Below are 18,129 nucleotides of genomic sequence, written 5' to 3'. Positions count from 1 at the left end.
CGACCCCCACCACAGGCCGCCCCTGCGAATTTGCCTGGCAGACCCACCAATTTGCCTGGTCAACCAGGGAAATTGGGGGTTCCGGACCCGGAATGAGGGTGGGGAACCCTGGATGTCGCTGGTCTGCCAGGCAAATTGGTGGGTCTGCCAGGGAAATTGGCGGCTGAGTGTCAGGGGTGGGGCGGGGGCTACTACGGTGTGTGGGTGAGAACTGAGCCGTGGGGTCACGTGGACGGGTTACCGGTGGTGGACCGGTGTCTTGTCATGGGTGTGGTGAACGTGACGCCGGACTCGTTCTCGGACGGGGGCGAGTGGTTCGAGCCGAGCGCCGCGATCAAGCACGGGCGGGAGCTGCTGGCCGACGGTGCCGATCTGCTGGACGTAGGTGGCGAGTCGACCCGCCCCGGTGCTGTCCGGCCGTCGCCGGAAGAGGAGATCCGCCGGGTGATCCCGGTCGTCGAGACCCTCGCCGCGGAAGGCGCGATCATCTCTGTCGACACGATGCGGGCGCACGTCGCCCAGCTGGCGCTCGACGCCGGCGCCACGATGATCAACGACGTGTCCGGCGGGCAGGCCGATCCGGACATGCTCCCGCTGGTCGCCGAGCGCAGGACGCCGTACCTGTGCATGCACTGGCGCGGGCACTCGATCGACATGCAGAACCAGGCGCAGTACGGCGATGTGGTGGCCGAGGTGATCGCCGAGCTCGGTGAACGCCTCGAGGTGATCCGCCAGGCGGGCATCGATCTGAACCGGGTCGCGCTCGATCCGGGCCTCGGGTTCGCGAAGAACGCGGACCACAATTGGGAGATTCTGCGCCGGTTGCGGGAATTCGCCGTACTGGAAAGACCGTTACTGATCGGTGCGTCCCGGAAGACGTTCCTCGGTAGGCTGCTCGCCGACGAGCAGACCGGTGAACCCAGACCGGCCGTACGACGAGACGACGCGAGCGTGGCCGTATCCGCCCTGGCCGCCGCCGCAGGTGCCTGGTGTGTCCGGGCGCACGCGGTGGCACCGAACGCGGACGCGGTCCGGGTGGCGAAGAGATGGGGAACCGTATGACGGACGGACCGCGGCAGGACGGTACTCGTGGCGCCACGGTGCAGGACGTCGTACTCACGGCCAACACCGCGTTCTACAACGCGTTCGAGGCCGGGGACCTGGATTTGATGGCGGCCGTCTGGCTGCCGGAACCCGATCCGGTCTGCATCCATCCGGGGAACGCGGCGATCTCCGGGTACGCCGAGCTGATGCGGGCCTGGGCGATGATCTTCGCGAACACGCCGTACATCCAGTTCTTCCTCACCGACGTGCAGGTGCGGGTGGATGAAGACGTGGCATACGTCACGTGTACGGAGAATGTCCTGTCGTCGGGTGAGGGTGCCCCGGAGGACGGGTTCGCGGGCGGAAAGGCGCTCGCCACGAACGTTTTCCGTCGAACTTCCAGCGGCTGGCGGTTGTGGATCCACCATGCCTCACCGGTACTGTCGTCTGGGGGTCAATCGGAGGAGGCGGAATGAGCGGTCCCGTGACCTCCCCTGATGTGATCGAGATCCGTGGCATCCGTGGTTTCGGGCGCCATGGAGTGTTCGACCACGAGCGGGCCGACGGACAGGAGTTCGTCGTGGACGTCCGGCTGGAGCTGGACACCCGGGCCGCAGCGGCTTCCGACGACCTGGCCGACACCGTGAACTACGGGGTGGTGGCCGAGCAGGTGCACCAGGCGATCGAGACCGACCCGGTGGACCTGATCGAGACCCTCGCCCAGCGCATCGCCGATCTCTGTCTCGCCGACAAGCGGGTGACAGCGACGGCCGTGACCATCCACAAACCCTCGGCGCCGATCACGGTGCCGTTCGACGACGTTGTCCTGACCGTGCAGCGCAGAGCCGGAGAATCCTCGTGACTGAGACCCCTAGTCCCCACGTCATCGACGCGGACACCCTGAGCGGTGGCCTGAAGCCGATCCGCCAGGTGATCCTGTCGCTCGGCAGCAATCTCGGCGACCGTGAGGCGAACCTGCAGGGCGCGGTCGACGCACTGCGGGACACCCCGGACGTCGTGGTGGTCGATGTCTCGCCGGTCTACGAGACCCAACCGGTCGGCGGCCCGGGCGAGTCCGGTCCGTACCTGAACATCGTCCTGCTCGCCGACTCCACCCTGGGCGTCGACCTGTTGCTCGAGCGTGCGCACGCGGTCGAGCAGGCGTTCGGCCGGGAGCGCAGCGTGCCGGGCGCGCCGCGGACCCTCGACGTCGACCTGATCACCTACGGGCAGAAGACGATCGAGTCCGACGAACTGACGATTCCGCATCCGCGGGCACACGAGCGTGCGTTCGTGCTGGCGCCGTGGCTCGACATCGAGCGGGACGCCGTACTGCCGGGCCACGGTCCGGTCGCGGAGCTGCTCGCCAAGGTCGGGACCGACGGTGTGACCAAGCTCGACATCGAGCTGCAGTAGTGGTGTCCGGCGGTACCGAGCCCGATCGGGCGCCCAACGATCACCACGGCGACAAGCACGAACCGCGCCCGGGCTCGGTGCGGCCGACCTCACGGCGGCTGCTGGTCGCGATCGCCGTCCTCGGGGTCGCCATCGGCGTGACGATGGTGAAGGCCATCGAGGCCGGCGGCGGTGTCGCGCCGGCGGTGTCCTGGCTGACGTTGATCGCCTGGGCGTTCCTGGCCGCGTTGCTGTTCGCCGCGGCCCGCAACACCCACCAGCGGGTCCAGGTACGCCGGGAACGGATCGAACCGTCGCGCGCCGTCTTCCTGTTGATGATCGGGAAGGCGAGCGCCTTTGTCGGCGCGTTGTGCACCGGTGTTTACGCAGGGTTCGCGTTAAGCTTCCTGCAGGCGATGGGCTCCTCCGGGCCTCGCAACCGGGTGATCATGGCCGGTGCCGCGGCGGTGGTCTCAGTGCTGGTCGTCACGGCCGGATTGTTGCTCGAACGCGCGTGTCGTGTTCCCGAGGACCCCGACGAGACCCCTTAACATGCGGTCCATGGGTTCAAGGGGTAGCCGCCGTCGAACCAGGACCACAGTTCTCACCGTCGCCAACGGTCTGTTGATCGTTGTCTGCCTGGGCGTGAGTATCGCGCTCTTCTCGCAGAATGCCTGGATTCTCCGGGCCGCCGCCGGTGGAGCCGTTCTGGTCGCGATCGCTGCTGCCTTCCTGTTCCGCCACCAGTTGCTGGTCGAGCGGCTGGCCCACTCCGACGAGCGCGCGCAGGTCGCGCAGGAGTACTCGCGGATTACCAGCGCCCGGGTCGTCGAGAACGCGGAGTTCGTCGATCTGATGCAGCGCCGGCTGGACAAGATCGACCAGCGCCTCGACAAGATCGACCAGGAGGTCGCGACCGTCGTTGCCGCCGGCGACAAGCATTCGCAGGCCGACGCGCCGACCGTCGTCGACCTCAAGCTCCGAGGTCTGGCCGCGTCCTGAGCCCAGCCCCATACTGCGGTCATGGGGCTGGATGCGAACTACCCGGCTGTGACGATGAACGATCCGAACGGCCACGTCACGGTCTACAACGAGGACCATCTGCCGATCGGGCAGCTGGGGCCGACGCCGTACGAGTCTCCGTCGGTGAATGTGACGTGCCGGCGCAAGGCGTGGGACGACCTGTACTGGTACCGCCTGCTGAACCCCGAGGGCTTCCCGTTCCCCGCGGACGAGGCGTACGTCGGGGCCGACGAGACCCACGAACTGAACCCCGGCCAGCCGTACCCGATCCCGGACTGCGCGAGCGGCTGCCCGATCAAGATCGCGCAGGCGGCGGGCGCCGGTCTGCTGGTGATCGGCGGAGCCGCCGCGGCTGCGGCCTGGCGTCGAAGAGCGAGATCACTCGGCACGGCGTAGGTCCTGTCGCGTAGGTTCTGACGTGTGGATCTCGCGAAGCTGCTGAAGGTTGCCGGAGCTGCTGTCGAGCGTGGGCGGGCGGTGACACAGAGCCGTGCGGTCGGGGAGCTGACGTTCAAGGGCGACCGGGACATGGCGTCCGAGGTGGACTTCGCCGTGGAGCGGGAGGTGCGGGCCTTCCTCGAGCGGGAGACGCCGGAGATCGGCGTACTCGGCGAGGAGGAGGGCGGCGCCACCGACGGGACGCGCTGGGTGCTGGACCCGGTCGACGGGACGGTGAACTTCATCCACGGCGTACCGCTGTGGGCGATCTCGCTCGGGCTGATCCACGAGGGCCGGGCCGTCGCGGGTGTGATCGACCACCCGGCGCTCGGTACGACGTACGCCGCGGCCGAGGGACTGGGCGCGACCTGTAACGGGAAGGCGATCCGGGGCAGTCGATGCACCGACCTCGCCGACGCGTTGGTTGCCGTGGGCGACTATGCGGTCGGGCCGAACGCCGCGGCGGTGAACGCCGATCGAGCGGCGCTGACCCAGCGGCTGGTCCCGCGGGTGCAGCGTCTCCGGATGATCGGTACGGCGGCGACCGCGCTGACCTGGACGGCCAACGGGTACTTCGACGCGCTGATCATGTTCTCCAACAAGCCCTGGGACACGATGGCCGGCGTGGCGATCTGCCGCGAGGCAGGCGTCACCGTCCTGGACCTCGACGGCACCGACCACGCACCCGAGTCCGTCGGCGTCTTCGCCGTCGCCGACGGCCTCGCCGCCCCGCTGCTCGACCTCATCAACGCCACCACCTGACCGGTGGAAGCGGGGAAACAAGTTTGCACATCGCGACGACTTCTATCCCCACCCGCCACGCCACCGGTCAGCGGACCGGACAGGTGCGCCGGCAGGGGTGGGCGGGAATGGTTGGGTCTTTGCGGCGGCTCACCTGCAGAACCTGTGCGGCGGCACTACACGGGCGACTGATGATGTCGAGCCAGCCGTAGCGCAAGGTAACCTCCGACCGCAGAGCCGCACGGTTGTCCCGCGCGAGGTCCCGCCACCGCTGGCCGGGCGCGAAGTGGAAGCGCCCGTCGAGTTCGACGACGAGCCCGACCGGCTCGTACGCGACGTCGGTGAACTCTTGATCCACAGCACGCTGCCGACGCCCCGGCGGCAACCCGTGTGCTCGTTCGACGTCTCGTAGATAGTGGAGCTCCAGCAGCGAATGGGTTCCCTCGGCGACATCGGCGAGGATCGACCTCAGTGCCGCGCGATGGCGAAGCTGCGCCCGACCGTCGAGTGCGCTCAGTATTTCGGCCGGCTTGACTCGGCCGCTCTGGCAGGCCTCGGCGACGATCGCTGCCGCATCGTCCAGTGAACGGGAGATGCCGACGATCTCCAGAACGGCCTCCGCGGGTCGGCTTCGCGGTGGGACAACCGCGGCCAACCGGTCTTCCCAGTGCTTGTCCCGGGTAATGACGAGTCCGGGCCGCGCGCGGACGCGACGGCGCCAGGGAATGGTCACGTGGACCGGACGGTGCCCGTCGGGTTTGATCAGACCGAACTGTTCCGCGGCGGTGTAGTGGCTCCAGGCAACTTCAGGCCCGGCGTAGAGCAGCGCGGCTACGATCCGTTCGTCGTACCCGAGTGGGCCGGTATGGGTCGCGTAGACCCCGGGATGAACGATCTGCCATCGCCTGCCCCGCAGCCGGCGACGAATCTCGGAGTCCGACCGGCCTGCCGCGAGCAGCTGGGTGCGGGAGACGATCCGCTGCTGCTCGTGGATCAGTACCTCGAGGCCCTCGTCATCGAGTTGTCGCCGCCACCACCAGTCCATTCGCCCCAGGGTGCCGGATTGAGCCGCCCCGCCGCAGACCCCCTGTGGATAACCCAGTGGGGTCAGGTGGTGGGGTAAGAAGTCGTCGCTATCTTCAAGCTTGTTTCCCCGCCGGGCCCCTACTTGTCGATGTCGCCGACGACGAAGAACATGCTGCCGAGGATGGCGATCATGTCGGGGATCATGGTGCCGGGGAGCAGGGCGGGCAGCGCGGAGATGTTGTTGAAGCTGGCCGAGCGGAGCTTCAGGCGCCACGGGGTCTTGTCGCCGCGGGACACCAGGTAGTAGCCGTTGATGCCGAGCGGGCTCTCGGTCCAGGCGTAGGTCTGGCCCTCGGGGACCTTGAGGATCTTCGGCAGCCGGACGTTGACCGGGCCGGCCGGCAGCGTGGACAGCTTGTCGAGGCAGGCGTCGACCAGGTCGAGGGACACCTTGACCTGGTCGAGCAGTACGGAGAACCGGGCGAAGCAGTCGCCCTCGGGGCGGGTGACGACGCGCAGCACGTCCTGCAGTTCGCCGTACGCCAGGTACGGCTCGTCGCGGCGGAGGTCGGCGTCCACTCCGGAAGCGCGGGCGATCGGCCCGGAGACGCCGTACTGCGCGACGAGTTCGGGGGAGAGCTTGCCGACGCCGACCGTGCGGGCTCGGAAGATCTCGTTGCCGAGGATGAGCTCCTCGATGTCGGGCAGCCGGGTCCGGACCGCGGCGGAGGCGGCAGCGGCGCGGCCGAGCCAGCCGTACGGCAGGTCCTCCTTGAGCCCGCCGACCCGGTTGAACATGTAGTGCATCCGGCCGCCGGACAGCTCCTCCATCACGGCCTGGATCGTCTCGCGCTCGCGGAACGCGTAGAACACCGGCGTGATCGCGCCGAGCTCGAGCGGGTACGAGCCGAGGAACATCAGGTGGTTCAGGATCCGGTTCAGCTCGGCCAGCAGGGTCCGCAGCCAGACCGCCCGGACGGGGACCTCGAGGCCCATCATCCGCTCGACCGCGTGCACGACGCCGAGCTCGTTCGAGAAGGCGGACAGCCAGTCGTGCCGGTTCGCCAGGACGATGATCTGCCGGTAGTCGCGGACCTCGAACAGCTTCTCCGCGCCGCGGTGCATGTAGCCGATGATCGGCTCGCAGCCGACGATCCGCTCGCCGTCGAGCGTCAGCCGCAAGCGCAGTACGCCGTGGGTGGCCGGGTGCTGGGGTCCGATGTTGAGCACCATGTCGGACGTCGCCAGCTCGGAGCCGGCGCCGGTCCCGCCGCGCTCGTACGCCGGGTCGAATCCAGCCGCTCCCGCGCCGACTCCGACCACTCTTTCGGTACTCATGACCACTATCGTGACAGGCTTTACCCGTGGACGACCTCTTCGCACCCTCGGATGTCAGTTGGACGCCGGTCTCGCCGAAGCTGGCCACGCTGCGGCGGCTGAACGCGGCGATCGTCGCCGGGCTCGCCGCGATCGTGGCGCTGGTCGCACTCGGGCTGACGCTGAGCTGGCTGTACGGCGTACTCGCGGTCGTCGTGATCGCACTGGTCCTGGGATGGGGCTGGGTGCTGATCGGGCGCAACCAGCGGTCCTGGAAGTACGCCGAACGTGAGGACGAGCTGCTGGTCAGCCACGGGGTCATGTTCCGCGAGCTGGTCGTCGTACCGTACGGCCGGATGCAGTTCGTGGACGTGACCGCCGGGCCGCTGGAGCGGGCGTACGGGTTGGCCACCGTCGAGCTGCACACGGCGACGCCGGCCACCGACGCGAAGATCCCGGGGCTGCACCCGGACGAGGCCGGCCGGCTCCGTGACCGGTTGTCCGCCCTCGGTCAGGCGCAGGCGTGGGGCCTGTGACCGAGCAGACCGTCGAGGTCGTCGGCGAACGGCTTCACCCACTCACCCCCTTCGTCAAAGGCTGGGGGTACTTCGTCGTCGCGGCCGTCGCCCTGGTCAACAACGAGGGCCTGCGGAGCAACCTGACGGTCGCCGGCATCGGCCTGGCCGCTGTGCTCGTCGGCGGGATCCTGCTCGGCGCCCTGTCCTGGTGGTTCACCAAGTGGCAGCTGACCGACGAGGCGATCCGGGTGGACAGCGGGTTCCTGTTCCGCCGGACCCGGATCATCCGGTTCGACCGGATCCAGGCGATCGACGTGGCGCAGCCGTTCGTCGCGCGGCTGTTCGGCATGGCCGAGCTGCGGATGGACGTGGCCGGTGGCGGCAAGAGCGACGGCAAGCTGAGCTACTTCCGGTACGACGAGGCGCAGCACCTCCGCACCACGCTGCTGGTCCGCGCCAAGGGCGAGAAGGGTGCTGAGCAGCAGGAGCACGATCAGCAGGCCGAGGCGCTGGCTCCGCCGCTGCTGACGGTCCCGACCAACCGTCTGCTCGGTGCGACGCTGCTGTCGTCCACGGTCGTCGCCAGCGCCGGCGCACTGATCTGGCTGATCGTCGCGACCATGGTGCTGGACTTCCACATCGGTCTGTTCGCCGGTCTGCCCTTGCTGCTCGGTGTGGTGCAGCCGATCTGGAAGCAGGTCGTGGGGAACCACGGGTTCACGCTGTCCGAGTCCAGTCACGGTCTGCGGACCAAACGTGGACTGTTCGACGTCCAGCGCCAGACCGTACCGCCTGGCCGCGTGCAGGGCCTGCTGATCACCGAGCCGCTGATCTGGCGCCTGCTCGGCTGGTCCCGGGTAGAGCTGGACATCGCGGGCGTGGCCGGTCAGAAGGAGGACGGCGACGACGCGCTGGAGGGCGCACAGCTGCTGCCGGTCGGCGAGCGTGCCGAGGTGGCCTATGTCCTCGCGCGGGTGTTGCCCGGCTTCGACCTGAGCCGCATCCAGATGCACCCGGCACCGGAGCGTGCCAAGTGGCTGCGTCCGATCGGCTGGCGCTACCTGACGTACGGCGTCGACGACCAGGTCATGGTCACCACGCGCGGCTGGGTGAGCCGCCGTACGTCGATCGTGCTGCACCACAAGACGCAGTCGGTCCGGCTGGAGCAGGGGCCGATCCAGCGGCGCCTGGGCCTGGCCAACGTGCATGTGGACACTCCACTGGGTCCGACCGACGCCACGGCGCTGCACCGCGACCAGGTGGAGGCCGCGGCGCTGGTGGCGGCTCAGGCGGACAGGGCACGCGAGGCCCGCCGTACGGTGGCCGCGTCGTTCGCCGTCCAGACCCAGCCGAACCCGCCGAGCCCGGACGGGTCCAGTAACTCGGCAGCCTCCCCGGCTGCGGACAGCTCGGACAGGTAGCGCAGCGGCTCGGTCTGAGCCAGCTCCACGCTCGGACGAGCCCCGCTGACACCCAGGGCTCGCAAGGCGTCCCGCTGGCTCAGGATGGTGCCACCCAGCGAGTCAAGCGCCACATGGGCAGTGATGTCGCAGCTGCCGTCGGGATCCGGTGAACACTGACGACCCGAGCGAAAGCCGGTCAGGGTCCCGTACGGCGGCCTGGCCGACTTCACATGTCCGTAGTCGATGGCGATCGCGACTGCACCGTCCGCGAGCCGCTCGACCACGCCCCGCCAGGCCTCGTCACGTGCCCTGCCGACCTCTGCTCGGTCACCGGGCTCGCCAGGCCACCACTCCCGCAACCAGTCCAGGTCGTTGCCGTCCACAACGTCCCCTGGTGTCAGGTCAGCGGCCAGATAGCGCGGTACGCCGTCTTCGTCCCACTCGACCACCTCACACGGGACGTTGTCGAGCCACTCGTTGGCGATGACCAGTCCGGTCAGGCGATCGGGCAGCTGATCGTCCAGCTCGATGTCGACGACCGTCAGGCCCTCTGCGCGCAGGAGCTTGCCCAGCTCACCAGAACCGGCGGCGATGTCCACGATCTCGTCCAGACCGAGCTGACCGGCCAGCCGCGCGATGGCCTGCCCGAACAGGGCAGAGGCGTGGACCGACGTACGGAAATGCGCAGACGGGCGCTCCCGGCGGTAGAAGCCGCCAGGGCCGTACAGGGCCTGTTGCCAGGCGTCTCGGAAGGTCTCGGTCATCGTGTCCCGTTCGGAGAGGTATGGACCGCCACGATCCTAGGATCGGGCATCGTGGCGAAACTTCCGGAGGAGCTCGCGGTCCTGTTCGAGGGTGACCCGGCATTCGATGTGGTCGGCGCCGAACCGCCGTACGTCGTCACTCCGGAGTGGCTCGCCGCGACGAAGGCCAAGGTCGCGGATCTGGTGGACCGGCCCACGCTGGGCAAGGTGTCGGCCAGCAACAAGTACTTCATCGAGGGCTCACCGCTGCTGGTGGACACGTTCTACTTCGTGTTCAAGAGCCTGTGGCCGGCGCTCGGCATCCTCGTCGGCGGTGCGCGGAACCTGCACTTCCTGCTGCTCAACCAGTGGCGCGAGGAGCAGCAGGAGATCGACACCGACATCGCCAACTGGCGTGAGACCGGCGCCTCCTTCGACATCCCGTACCCGCTGCGGCGGGACCGGGATTCGCAGGAGGAGGTCATCCGGGCCTGCCGGGAGATGCTGGACCTGCTGACCGGGATCCCGGGACTGGAGGCCCGCCGGAAGGCGATGGCGTCCATGCTGGACCACGTCCTGGCCAGTCCGGAGCTGCTCGACCTGCACATCACCGAGTCCCGGCCGGCGGTGCTGAAGCGCTGGATCGAGGAGTTCGGCGACGACGACATCCGCCAGGTCTACCCGCACCTGTCGGGCAATCCGCTCGACCTGATGGTGCACGGCATGAACCGGCTGCAGGCGGCGTACGCGCGGATCGCGGCGGTGACGCCGGAGGCGGAGAAGCCGTTCGCGGAGGAGATCGCCGGACTGCTCCAGCAGATCGGACGCACCGACCTGCCGGCCGGGCTCTCGTTCTCGGCGCTGGGCCCGTCCGGGACGGCAGAGGTCCAGGCGGCGCTCGACAAGGCGAAGACCCGGCCGGATCCGGCCGAGTGGCGGCGCCGGCGGCAGGCGTGGATGATCCGGGCGGTCGAGGCCGGAGCGCCGTACGACGCCCGCGAGTACCTGGCCGCGATGTACCAGGTCGGCGCCAGCCTCAACGGGCTTCCGGACAAGGCGAAGGCGTCGAAGGAGCTGTACATGGTCGCCGGCTTCTTCCGGGGACTGCGCGACCTGCACTCGTTCCGGCCGCCGAAGGCCGTCGTCGAGGCGGAGGCGCCGGACAAGCTGCGGGCGGACGCGCCGGCGGCCGGCGACCCGATCGCCGACCTGAACGAGATGACCGGGCTGGGTGCGGTGAAGGCCCGCGTGCACGAACTGGTTGCTGAGGCCAAGGTCGCCAAGCTGCGCGCCGAAGCCGGGCTGCGGCTGCCGAAACCGATGGGGCATTTGGTCTTCAGCGGCAACCCGGGCACCGGCAAGACCACGGTCGCCCGGATCCTCGCCGAGGTCTACCGGGACCTGGGCATGCTCTCGTCGGGACACCTGGTCGAGGTGGGGCGGGCCGACCTGATTGCGTCGTACATCGGCCAGACGGCGCCGCGGGTGACCGAGGTCGTCGAGCGTTCGCTGGGCGGCGTGCTGTTCATCGACGAGGCGTACTCGCTGTTCAACACCTCCGGACGGGACTACGGCCGGGAGGCCGTCGCCACCCTCATCCACCTGATGGAGACGCACCGCGACAACCTGGTCGTGGTGATGGCCGGCTACCCGAACGAGATGTACTCGCTGGTGGACAGCAACCCGGGCCTCAAGTCGCGGATCCGGACGTTCGTGAACTTCCCGGACTACACCGACACCGAGCTGCACGAGATCTTCCTGCAGGCCGCCGAGCAGGCCGGGTTCGTGCTCGGTGACGGTGTGTCCGAGCAGGCGCTCGCCGTGCTGCACAAGGCGCCGCGGGCACCTGGGTTCGGGAACGCGCGGACGGTACGGACGTTGCTGGAGCGGATCGCTACGCTGCAGGCGGTCCGGCTGTCCACGCTGGAGTCCCCGACCATGGAGCACGTCCGGACGATCGAGCGGTCCGACGTCGCCGATCTGACCGACGAGAACCTGGGCGACCTGCCGCGCCACGAGGACCCGCGGTCCGAGCTCGCGGCGATGACGGGGCTGACCGAGGTCAAGGCGACCGTCGAGCGGCTGGCCGCGGAAGCGCAGGCCGACGTACTGCGATCCAAGGCCGGGATGCCGCCGACCGAGCGGTCCCGGCACATGGTCTTCACCGGCAACCCGGGCACCGGCAAGACCACCGTGGCCCGGCTGCTAGCGGAGATCTACCGCGACCTCGGTCTGCTCGGCGTCGGCCACCTGGTGGAGACGAGCGGCAACGAGCTGATGGGCCAGTACATCGGCCAGACCGCGCCGAAGGTGAAGCGCCTGGTGGAGCAGGCACTGGGCGGCGTGCTGTTCATCGACGAGGCGTACACGCTGGCGGATGCCCGCGGCTACGGGGCCGATGCTCTCGCCACGCTGATCAAGCTGATGGAGGAGCACCGCGAGGACCTGGTTGTGGTGCTGGCCGGGTACACCGAGCCGATGGAGGGGCTGTTCCTGCAGAACCCCGGGCTGCGTTCGCGGGTGCCGACGACCTTGGAGTTCCCGGACTACTCGTTGCCGGAGTTGCAGGAGATCTTCCGGTACCTGAGCGGCAAGGCCGGGTACCTGCTGGCCGACGGCGTCGTGCAGCGGATCGGCTCGTTGCTTGACCGGGTCCGGCACATGGCCGAGTTCGGGAACGGACGGGACGTGCGGAACCTGTTCGAGGCCACGGTGTCCGAGCAGGCCGTGCGGATCGGTGCGCTCACCGACCCGAGCGTCGACCAGTTGCGTGAGCTGACGCCGGCCGACGTACCGGCGGACTGGCAGGCCAAGAAGGCTGCCGGCGCGGTGGGCTTCCAGGTCAGGAAGTAGCGGACCCCAGCGGTACGGCGCCGATCTGGTGCCACACGCCCTCCGCGTCCTCGCGCCACAGCTCCAACTCGGTCAGCTGGACAGTCGGCGCCGGTGCCGCGGCCAGGGCGGCGTTGGCCTCGGCCACCACGGCCGGACCGCCTTGAGCGGACGACGAGATGGTCAGGTGCGGATGCGGGTCCGGGAACTCACCGCCGTACGGCGGGCACTCGGGGAAGGCGTCGAAGACGGACACGAGCACCGAGCGGACCTTGTCGAACGGCTCCGGCTTCAACCACGCCGTACCGTTCGGGAACTGACCCGCGGTCGGGAAGCTGAGCTCGAACGGCTCGATCGACGCGACCGCCGCCTGTAGCCGGGCCAGGTCGGTGTCGGTGGGTTCGGCGACCCAGGGGACCAGCACAGTCACGTGCGGCGGGATGAGCTCGGTCAACGGGACCTGTGGTCTCGCGGTCGACCGTGACACCGAACGCCAACGCTCTGTGTACTCCGCCAGTTCAGGAACTGTGATCAGGATCGCGGTCAATTCGGCACCTGCTGCCCACGCATCACTCACCGCGTCATGCTCTCATCACCTACGCTCATAGGGAGATCGTCTGGTACCCGGAAGCGGGACTGGAACGAGAAGAGAGTGAGTGATGGAACGGATCGGCTTGATCGGAGCCGGCCGGGCCGGGACCGCCTTGGGAGCAGCCTTGGCGGCAGCCGGACATCCCCTGGTCGGAGTCACCGCGCGCTCGGACGCGTCCCTGGACCGCGCCGCCCGCCTTCTGCCCGCTGTGCCCGTGCTGACCCCTGACGAGGTCGCGAGGAGCGCCGACGTCGTACTGGTCGCCGTACCGGACGACCTGATTCACGAGGTTGCGCATACGCTGCCGTTGACCAGTGCGCAGTACGTCGTGCACCTGTCCGGAGCGCACGGTCTGGCTCCGCTGACCGGGCTTGCTGCGACACCAGTCGCGCTGCACCCGTCGATGACGTTTCCCGGCGGCCCGGTGCGGCTGGACGGGGTCATGTTCACCGCGACCGCTCCTGATGCGGCACGGTCGATCGTCGAGCGGCTGGTGAAGGCGTTGGGCGCACAGGTGCAGTGGGTCGCCGACGGCCAGCGTGCGCGCTACCACGCCGGTCTGGTCCACGGCGCGAACCATCTGACCACACTGGTCTCGCAGGCGGTCGCCGTACTGCGGGAGGCGGGCGTGGCGGATCCGGTGGCGACACTGCGGCCGTTGCTCGTCGCAACCCTCGACAACACGCTGCGATCCGGTCATCATGCGCTCACCGGGCCGATCGCCCGGGGGGATGTCGACACGGTGGCAGCACATCTGGCAGTACTTCGGGGCAGCACGAGGCGCACGTACGCCGAACTGGCCTGGGCGACTGTGGAACTGGCGACGGACGGGCGGCTGGACGCGGAGACGGTCCGCCGCTTGACCGACGTACTGGACGGGCACCGGGCAGATCGGACAGGGGAGGCACCGCGATGAGACTCACCCAGACCAAGGCCGAACTGCGAGCGGCAGCTGCGATCCGGCCGCGGGCGGTCGTGATGACGATGGGCGCCTTGCACGACGGCCATGCCGCGCTGCTGGCCGAGGCCCGCGAACGGGTCGGGCCGGACGGCAGCGTGCTCCTGACGATCTTCGTGAACCCGTTGCAGTTCGGGCCGACCGAGGACTTCGACCGGTACCCGCGGACATTGGCCAGCGACCTGGCGATCGCGAAGAACGAGGGCGTCGACCTGGTCTTCAACCCGTCCCGGGACGAGCTGTACCCGAACGAGCCGTCGATCACGGTGCATCCGGGCCCGTTGGCGGACGAGTTGGAAGGCGTGTTCCGGCCCGGCCACTTCTCCGGCGTACTGACCGTGGTGTCGAAGCTGCTGCACCTGACCGCACCCGATCTGGCGTTGTTCGGCGAGAAGGACTATCAGCAGCTGACGCTGATCCGCGAAATGGTCTGCGACCTCGACATGGACGTCGACATCGTGCCGGTGCCGACTGTGCGGGAGGCCGATGGTCTCGCGCTGTCCTCACGCAACCGGTACCTGAGCGAGACCGAGCGTGACGAGGCGCTGGTGCTGTACCGGGCGCTCAGCGCCGGCGCGAAGGCCGGGATGAACGGGCCGGACGCGGTGCTGGCCGCGGCGCAGGCCGAGCTCGAGGCGGTGCCGTCGGTGAAGATCGACTATCTCGCCCTGCGAGCACCCGATCTCGGCCCGGTGATCGGCCCCGGCGAGGCCCGGATGCTGATCGCCGCCCGCGTCGGCCTGACCCGTCTCATTGACAACATTTCCATCACCCTTCGATGAATTCGGTTGATACGGTCGCGGGATGAGTGGACCCGCAGTTCCGCAGCGTTTGGCCGCGCCGGCGGCCGGCTGGACCGAGACAGTTGACGTGGTGGTGATCGGCTCCGGCGTCGCCGGGCTGAGCGCCGCGCTCAAGGCCCGTGAGCTGGGCACCGTCCTGGTGGTGACCAAGGACGTCGTCGCCTCCGGCTCCACGCAGTGGGCGCAGGGTGGCGTCGCTGCCGCCCTTGACCCGGAGGACTCTCCCGAGGAGCACCTGCACGACACGCTCGTCGCCGGCGCCGGACTGAGCGACCCGGAGGCCGTCCGGGTGCTCGTCACCGAAGGCCCGGACGCCGTCCGCGATCTGATCGACCTGGGCGCGCGCTTCGACACCCTGGCCGACGGGGAGATCTCGCTCGGCCGTGAGGGCGGGCACCACCGCAACCGGATCGCGCACGCGGGCGGCGACGCGACCGGCGCCGAGATCGAGCGGGCGCTGGTCGCCGCGGTCAAGCGCGCCAAGGACATCCGGCTGATCGAGCACGCCCTGGTCCTCGACCTGCTCACTGCCGAGGACGGCGGGATCGCCGGCGTCACGTTGCACGTGATGGGCGAGGGGCAACTGGACGGCGTCGGCGCGATCCGTACCCGGGCAGTGATCCTGGCGTCCGGCGGTCTCGGACAGTTGTACGCGGCAACGACCAACCCGAGCGTGTCGACCGGTGACGGGATGGCGCTCGCGCTGCGGGCCGGTGCGAAGGTGCGGGACCTGGAGTTCGTGCAGTTCCACCCGACGGTGCTCTGGCTGGGCAAGAGCGCGAAAGGCCAGCAGCCGTTGGTGTCCGAGGCGGTCCGCGGCGAGGGCGCGTTCCTCGTCGACCACACCGGCAAGCGGTTCATGCAGGGGCAGCACGAGCTCGCCGACCTCGCACCGCGCGACATCGTGGCGAAGGCGATCATGCGCCAGATGCTTGCCACCGGCAAAGACCACGTCTACCTGGACGCCCGGCACTTCGGCGACGAGAAGTGGCGGGTCCGGTTCCCGACCATCCTCGCGTCCTGCCGCTCGCACGGTATCGACCCCGTCCGCGAACTGATCCCGGTCGCGCCCGCCTGCCACTACTCGTCCGGCGGCGTGTGGACGGACCTGAACGGGCAGACCTCGGTGCCCGGCCTGTACGCGTGCGGTGAGGTTGCGTGCACCGGCGTACACGGAGCCAACCGGCTCGCCTCGAACTCGTTGCTCGAAGGACTCGTGTTCGCCCGCCGGATCGCGGCGCACCTCGCGAACGGGCTGCCCGAACAGCGGGAGCCGGTCGCGGACCGCCGTACGCCGGGACTCGTCGACGCGGACGTCGTACCTGAGCTGCAGCGGGCGATGACCGTCGGCGCCGGCGTGATCCGGAGCGGGACCGGGCTGTCGGAGGCCGGAGCGGCGATCGGCAAGCTGATCGAGCAGCCGTACGACGAGCCGGGGACGCCGGGCTGGGAGGCGACGAACCTGGTGACGGTCGCCTCCGCCCTGATCACCGCGGCGACCGCCCGCGAAGAAAGCCGTGGCGCGCACTGGCGCGAGGACCACCCGGACCGCGATGATCTGCACTGGTTCGGAAGCCTGGACGTGACACTTGATCAGCAGGCTGTGCCACAGGCCACATTTGTTTCGCGCGAATCCGAGGAGAATGACCGGCATGGATGAGACAGTCGACCGGCAGTGGGTCGGTGACCTCGTGCGGGCAACCATCGAGGAGGACCTGGCCGGAGGCGTCGACGTGACGACCACCGCCACGGTCGACCCGGACCAGGTGTCGGTCGCCGAGCTGGTCGCCCGCGCCGACGGTGTGGTGGCGGGCCTGGAGATCGCGGAGCTGGTGCTGCGGCAGGTCGCCGCGCCGGACGAGATCGAGATCGAGTACGGCGTCCGCGACGGGGATTCCGTGCAGCGCGGCGCCGTGCTGATGACCGTCCGCGGCAAGACGCGGCAACTCCTGACCGCCGAGCGCACCACGCTGAACCTGCTCTGCCACCTGAGCGGTGTCGCCACGCTGACCCGGCACTGGGTCGACGCGGTCGACGGCACCGGCGCGGTCATCCGCGACACCCGCAAGACCATGCCATTGCTCAGGTCCCTGGAGAAGTACGCCGTACGCTGCGGAGGCGGGAAGAACCACCGGATGGGTCTGTCGGATGCCGCGCTGATCAAGGACAACCACGTGATCGCGGCCGGCGGTGTCGCGGAGGCGTATCGCCTGGTCCGCAAGGCGTACCCGGAGATCGGGATCGAGGTCGAGGTCGACTCGGTCGAGGACGCGGTGATCGCGGTCGAGTCCGGCGCCGAGCTGATCCTGCTGGACAACATGGATGTCCCGTTGCTGCGGGAAGCCGTCGAGAAGGTGGCCGGCCGGGCCCGGCTGGAAGCCTCTGGCGGGTTGACCCTGGACCAGGCGCGAGAGGTCGCCGAGACCGGTGTCGACTTCCTCGCGGTCGGTGCGCTCACGCACTCCGCGCCGGTGCTCGACATCGCCCTGGACCTCAAGGAGGCCTGAGTGTTGCTGGCCGTCGCCGTCGAGAACACCAGGACGCTGGTCGGCCTGGTGTTCGAAGGCACGGTCAAGCGGCACTGGTGGGTCGGGACCGATCCACGGCGTACGGCGGACGAGTGGGCGGTGCTGCTGCAGGGCTTGCTCACCGGTGAGTCGCCGGTGTCCGGGATCGCCGTGTGTTCCGCCGTACCGCATGTGCTGCACGAGTTGCGGGACGTCGTGTCGCGCTACTACCAGGGTGTGCCGAGCGTTGTCGTCGAGCCCGGCGTGAAGACCGGGCTGCCGGTGCTGGTCGACAACCCGCGGGAGGTCGGCACGGACCGGATCGCGAACGCGCTGGCGGCGGTGACCAAGTACGGCGCGCCCTGCCTGGTCGTCGACGTCGGTACGGCGATCACGATCGACGTGGTCAACCCGGCCGGCGCCTTCATCGGCGGAGTGATTGCCCCGGGCATCGAAACCGCGACCGACGCGCTCGGGCAGGCGGCCGCGCAGCTGCGCCGGGTCGAGCTGGTCCGGCCGCGATCGGTGGTCGCGAAGAACACCGTCGAGGCGCTGCAGTCCGGCGCGATCCACGGCTTCGCGGCCCTGGTCGACGGTCTGGTCGCGCGGATCCGGACCGAACAGTCTCTGAACGACGACGTCGCGGTCGTGCTCACCGGCGCCCTCGCGCCGCTGCTCGTCGGCCAGCTGAACACCCCGGTTCGCGACGAACCGTTGCTGACCCTGCGCGGTCTGTATCAGGCCTTCGCCCGCAACCACGGCTGAGTGCCTGTACCTCTTGTGCCCTTG

The 18,129-nt window shown here is 69.2% G+C and carries 19 protein-coding genes and 1 pseudogene; 16 read left to right on the top strand and 4 right to left on the bottom strand.

Annotated elements, in window-relative coordinates:
• The first annotated feature begins 264 nt into the window (after positions 1-264).
• The 8 genes from folP to E0H45_RS07510 are packed head-to-tail and all read left to right on the top strand — an operon-like array spanning position 265 to position 4,662.
• A complete protein-coding gene (folP, locus tag E0H45_RS07545) occupies positions 265-1,062 on the top strand; it encodes a dihydropteroate synthase (protein WP_131337686.1) in 798 nt (265 codons plus the stop codon).
• Positions 1,059-1,520: a nuclear transport factor 2 family protein gene (locus tag E0H45_RS07540; protein ID WP_131335514.1), complete on the top strand. Its 462-nt coding sequence runs from the start codon at positions 1,059-1,061 to the stop codon at positions 1,518-1,520. The genes folP and E0H45_RS07540 overlap by 4 nt, the downstream gene beginning before the upstream one ends.
• Positions 1,517-1,906, top strand: a complete 390-nt coding sequence (folB, locus tag E0H45_RS07535; RefSeq protein ID WP_131335513.1) for a dihydroneopterin aldolase — start codon at positions 1,517-1,519, stop codon at positions 1,904-1,906. The genes E0H45_RS07540 and folB overlap by 4 nt, the downstream gene beginning before the upstream one ends.
• Positions 1,903-2,460: a 2-amino-4-hydroxy-6-hydroxymethyldihydropteridine diphosphokinase gene (gene folK / locus E0H45_RS07530; RefSeq protein WP_131335512.1), complete on the top strand. Its 558-nt coding sequence runs from the start codon at positions 1,903-1,905 to the stop codon at positions 2,458-2,460. The genes folB and folK overlap by 4 nt, the downstream gene beginning before the upstream one ends.
• A gap of 2 nt (positions 2,461-2,462) precedes the next feature.
• Positions 2,463-2,990: a DUF3180 domain-containing protein gene (locus tag E0H45_RS07525; RefSeq protein WP_238154843.1), complete on the top strand. Its 528-nt coding sequence runs from the start codon at positions 2,463-2,465 to the stop codon at positions 2,988-2,990.
• A 10-nt stretch (positions 2,991-3,000) separates the two neighbouring features.
• Positions 3,001-3,441 carry a hypothetical protein gene (locus E0H45_RS07520; protein WP_130384954.1) on the top strand — a complete coding sequence of 147 codons (441 nt, stop codon included), beginning with the start codon at positions 3,001-3,003 and terminating at the stop codon, positions 3,439-3,441.
• Positions 3,442-3,462: 21 nt separating this feature from the next.
• The gene (locus E0H45_RS07515) at positions 3,463-3,858 is read left to right on the top strand and encodes a hypothetical protein (protein WP_131335510.1); all 396 of its coding nucleotides are present in this window, start codon (positions 3,463-3,465) and stop codon (positions 3,856-3,858) included.
• A 24-nt stretch (positions 3,859-3,882) separates the two neighbouring features.
• Positions 3,883-4,662 carry an inositol monophosphatase family protein gene (locus tag E0H45_RS07510; protein ID WP_131335509.1) on the top strand — a complete coding sequence of 260 codons (780 nt, stop codon included), beginning with the start codon at positions 3,883-3,885 and terminating at the stop codon, positions 4,660-4,662.
• A 67-nt stretch (positions 4,663-4,729) separates the two neighbouring features.
• Here the strand turns inward: E0H45_RS07510 and E0H45_RS07505 are convergent, their stop codons facing one another.
• Positions 4,730-5,686: a hypothetical protein gene (locus E0H45_RS07505; protein WP_131335508.1), complete on the bottom strand. Its 957-nt coding sequence runs from the start codon at positions 5,684-5,686 to the stop codon at positions 4,730-4,732.
• Between the two features lie 119 nt (positions 5,687-5,805).
• Positions 5,806-7,005, bottom strand: a complete 1,200-nt coding sequence (locus E0H45_RS07500; protein WP_131335507.1) for an NADH-quinone oxidoreductase subunit D — start codon at positions 7,003-7,005, stop codon at positions 5,806-5,808.
• Between the two features lie 26 nt (positions 7,006-7,031).
• Between E0H45_RS07500 and E0H45_RS07495 the strand changes: the two genes are divergently transcribed.
• Positions 7,032-7,520: a PH domain-containing protein gene (locus E0H45_RS07495; RefSeq protein ID WP_131335506.1), complete on the top strand. Its 489-nt coding sequence runs from the start codon at positions 7,032-7,034 to the stop codon at positions 7,518-7,520.
• Positions 7,508-8,776: pseudogene (locus E0H45_RS07490) on the top strand (PH domain-containing protein); the annotation flags it as partial. The gene E0H45_RS07495 and the pseudogene E0H45_RS07490, both read left to right, overlap by 13 nt.
• Positions 8,777-8,787: 11 nt before the next feature.
• Here the strand turns inward: E0H45_RS07490 and E0H45_RS42810 are convergent.
• The gene (locus E0H45_RS42810) at positions 8,788-9,669 is read right to left on the bottom strand and encodes an SAM-dependent methyltransferase (RefSeq protein ID WP_337590403.1); all 882 of its coding nucleotides are present in this window, start codon (positions 9,667-9,669) and stop codon (positions 8,788-8,790) included.
• 51 nt (positions 9,670-9,720) lie between these two features.
• Here E0H45_RS42810 and E0H45_RS07480 point away from each other — a divergent pair, with 51 nt between their 5' ends.
• Positions 9,721-12,501, top strand: coding sequence for an AAA family ATPase (locus E0H45_RS07480; protein WP_165546376.1), 2,781 nt, complete (start codon positions 9,721-9,723; stop codon positions 12,499-12,501).
• On the opposite strand, the gene E0H45_RS07475 is transcribed toward E0H45_RS07480, so the two are convergent.
• Entirely contained in the window at positions 12,491-13,057 is a 567-nt protein-coding gene (locus tag E0H45_RS07475; protein WP_165546375.1) for a 2'-5' RNA ligase family protein, read from the bottom strand. The two genes, E0H45_RS07480 and E0H45_RS07475, sit on opposite strands and share 11 nt — an antisense overlap.
• Before the next feature lie 82 nt (positions 13,058-13,139).
• On the opposite strand from E0H45_RS07475, the gene E0H45_RS07470 reads away from it, so the two are divergent.
• The 5 genes from E0H45_RS07470 to E0H45_RS07450 are packed head-to-tail and all read left to right on the top strand — an operon-like array spanning position 13,140 to position 18,105.
• Positions 13,140-13,988, top strand: a complete 849-nt coding sequence (locus E0H45_RS07470; RefSeq protein ID WP_131335503.1) for a Rossmann-like and DUF2520 domain-containing protein — start codon at positions 13,140-13,142, stop codon at positions 13,986-13,988.
• Positions 13,985-14,812, top strand: coding sequence for a pantoate--beta-alanine ligase (gene panC / locus E0H45_RS07465; protein ID WP_131335502.1), 828 nt, complete (start codon positions 13,985-13,987; stop codon positions 14,810-14,812). The genes E0H45_RS07470 and panC overlap by 4 nt, the downstream gene beginning before the upstream one ends.
• Before the next feature lie 22 nt (positions 14,813-14,834).
• Positions 14,835-16,493, top strand: a complete 1,659-nt coding sequence (locus tag E0H45_RS07460; RefSeq protein WP_131335501.1) for an L-aspartate oxidase — start codon at positions 14,835-14,837, stop codon at positions 16,491-16,493.
• Positions 16,486-17,340 (top strand): carboxylating nicotinate-nucleotide diphosphorylase, encoded by an 855-nt coding sequence (gene nadC / locus E0H45_RS07455; RefSeq protein WP_131335500.1) that lies wholly within the window; start codon positions 16,486-16,488, stop codon positions 17,338-17,340. Before E0H45_RS07460 ends, nadC begins: the two co-directional genes overlap by 8 nt.
• The gene (locus E0H45_RS07450; protein ID WP_131335499.1) at positions 17,341-18,105 is read left to right on the top strand and encodes a type III pantothenate kinase; all 765 of its coding nucleotides are present in this window, start codon (positions 17,341-17,343) and stop codon (positions 18,103-18,105) included.
• Positions 18,106-18,129 lie beyond the last annotated feature (24 nt).

The organism is Kribbella soli (assembly GCF_004331345.1).
Taxonomy (GTDB): domain Bacteria; phylum Actinomycetota; class Actinomycetes; order Propionibacteriales; family Kribbellaceae; genus Kribbella; species Kribbella soli.
The sequence above is the reverse complement of the archived record's forward strand: the minus strand, read 5'-3'. Positions and strand labels throughout refer to the sequence as shown.

What these genes read in the sequence shown, in the direction of transcription:
- E0H45_RS07505 (WP_131335508.1), bottom strand. Translation starts at nt 5,686, where the DNA reads ATGGACTGGTGGTGGCGGCGACAACTCGATGACGAGGGCCTCGAGGTA.
- E0H45_RS07540 (WP_131335514.1), top strand. Translation starts at nt 1,059, where the DNA reads ATGACGGACGGACCGCGGCAGGACGGTACTCGTGGCGCCACGGTGCAG.
- panC (WP_131335502.1), top strand. Translation starts at nt 13,985, where the DNA reads ATGAGACTCACCCAGACCAAGGCCGAACTGCGAGCGGCAGCTGCGATC.
- E0H45_RS07460 (WP_131335501.1), top strand. Translation starts at nt 14,835, where the DNA reads ATGAGTGGACCCGCAGTTCCGCAGCGTTTGGCCGCGCCGGCGGCCGGC.
- folP (WP_131337686.1), top strand. Translation starts at nt 265, where the DNA reads ATGGGTGTGGTGAACGTGACGCCGGACTCGTTCTCGGACGGGGGCGAG.
- E0H45_RS07500 (WP_131335507.1), bottom strand. Translation starts at nt 7,005, where the DNA reads ATGAGTACCGAAAGAGTGGTCGGAGTCGGCGCGGGAGCGGCTGGATTC.
- folB (WP_131335513.1), top strand. Translation starts at nt 1,517, where the DNA reads ATGAGCGGTCCCGTGACCTCCCCTGATGTGATCGAGATCCGTGGCATC.
- nadC (WP_131335500.1), top strand. Translation starts at nt 16,486, where the DNA reads ATGGATGAGACAGTCGACCGGCAGTGGGTCGGTGACCTCGTGCGGGCA.
- E0H45_RS07470 (WP_131335503.1), top strand. Translation starts at nt 13,140, where the DNA reads ATGGAACGGATCGGCTTGATCGGAGCCGGCCGGGCCGGGACCGCCTTG.
- E0H45_RS07520 (WP_130384954.1), top strand. Translation starts at nt 3,001, where the DNA reads ATGGGTTCAAGGGGTAGCCGCCGTCGAACCAGGACCACAGTTCTCACC.
- E0H45_RS42810 (WP_337590403.1), bottom strand. Translation starts at nt 9,669, where the DNA reads ATGACCGAGACCTTCCGAGACGCCTGGCAACAGGCCCTGTACGGCCCT.
- E0H45_RS07515 (WP_131335510.1), top strand. Translation starts at nt 3,463, where the DNA reads ATGGGGCTGGATGCGAACTACCCGGCTGTGACGATGAACGATCCGAAC.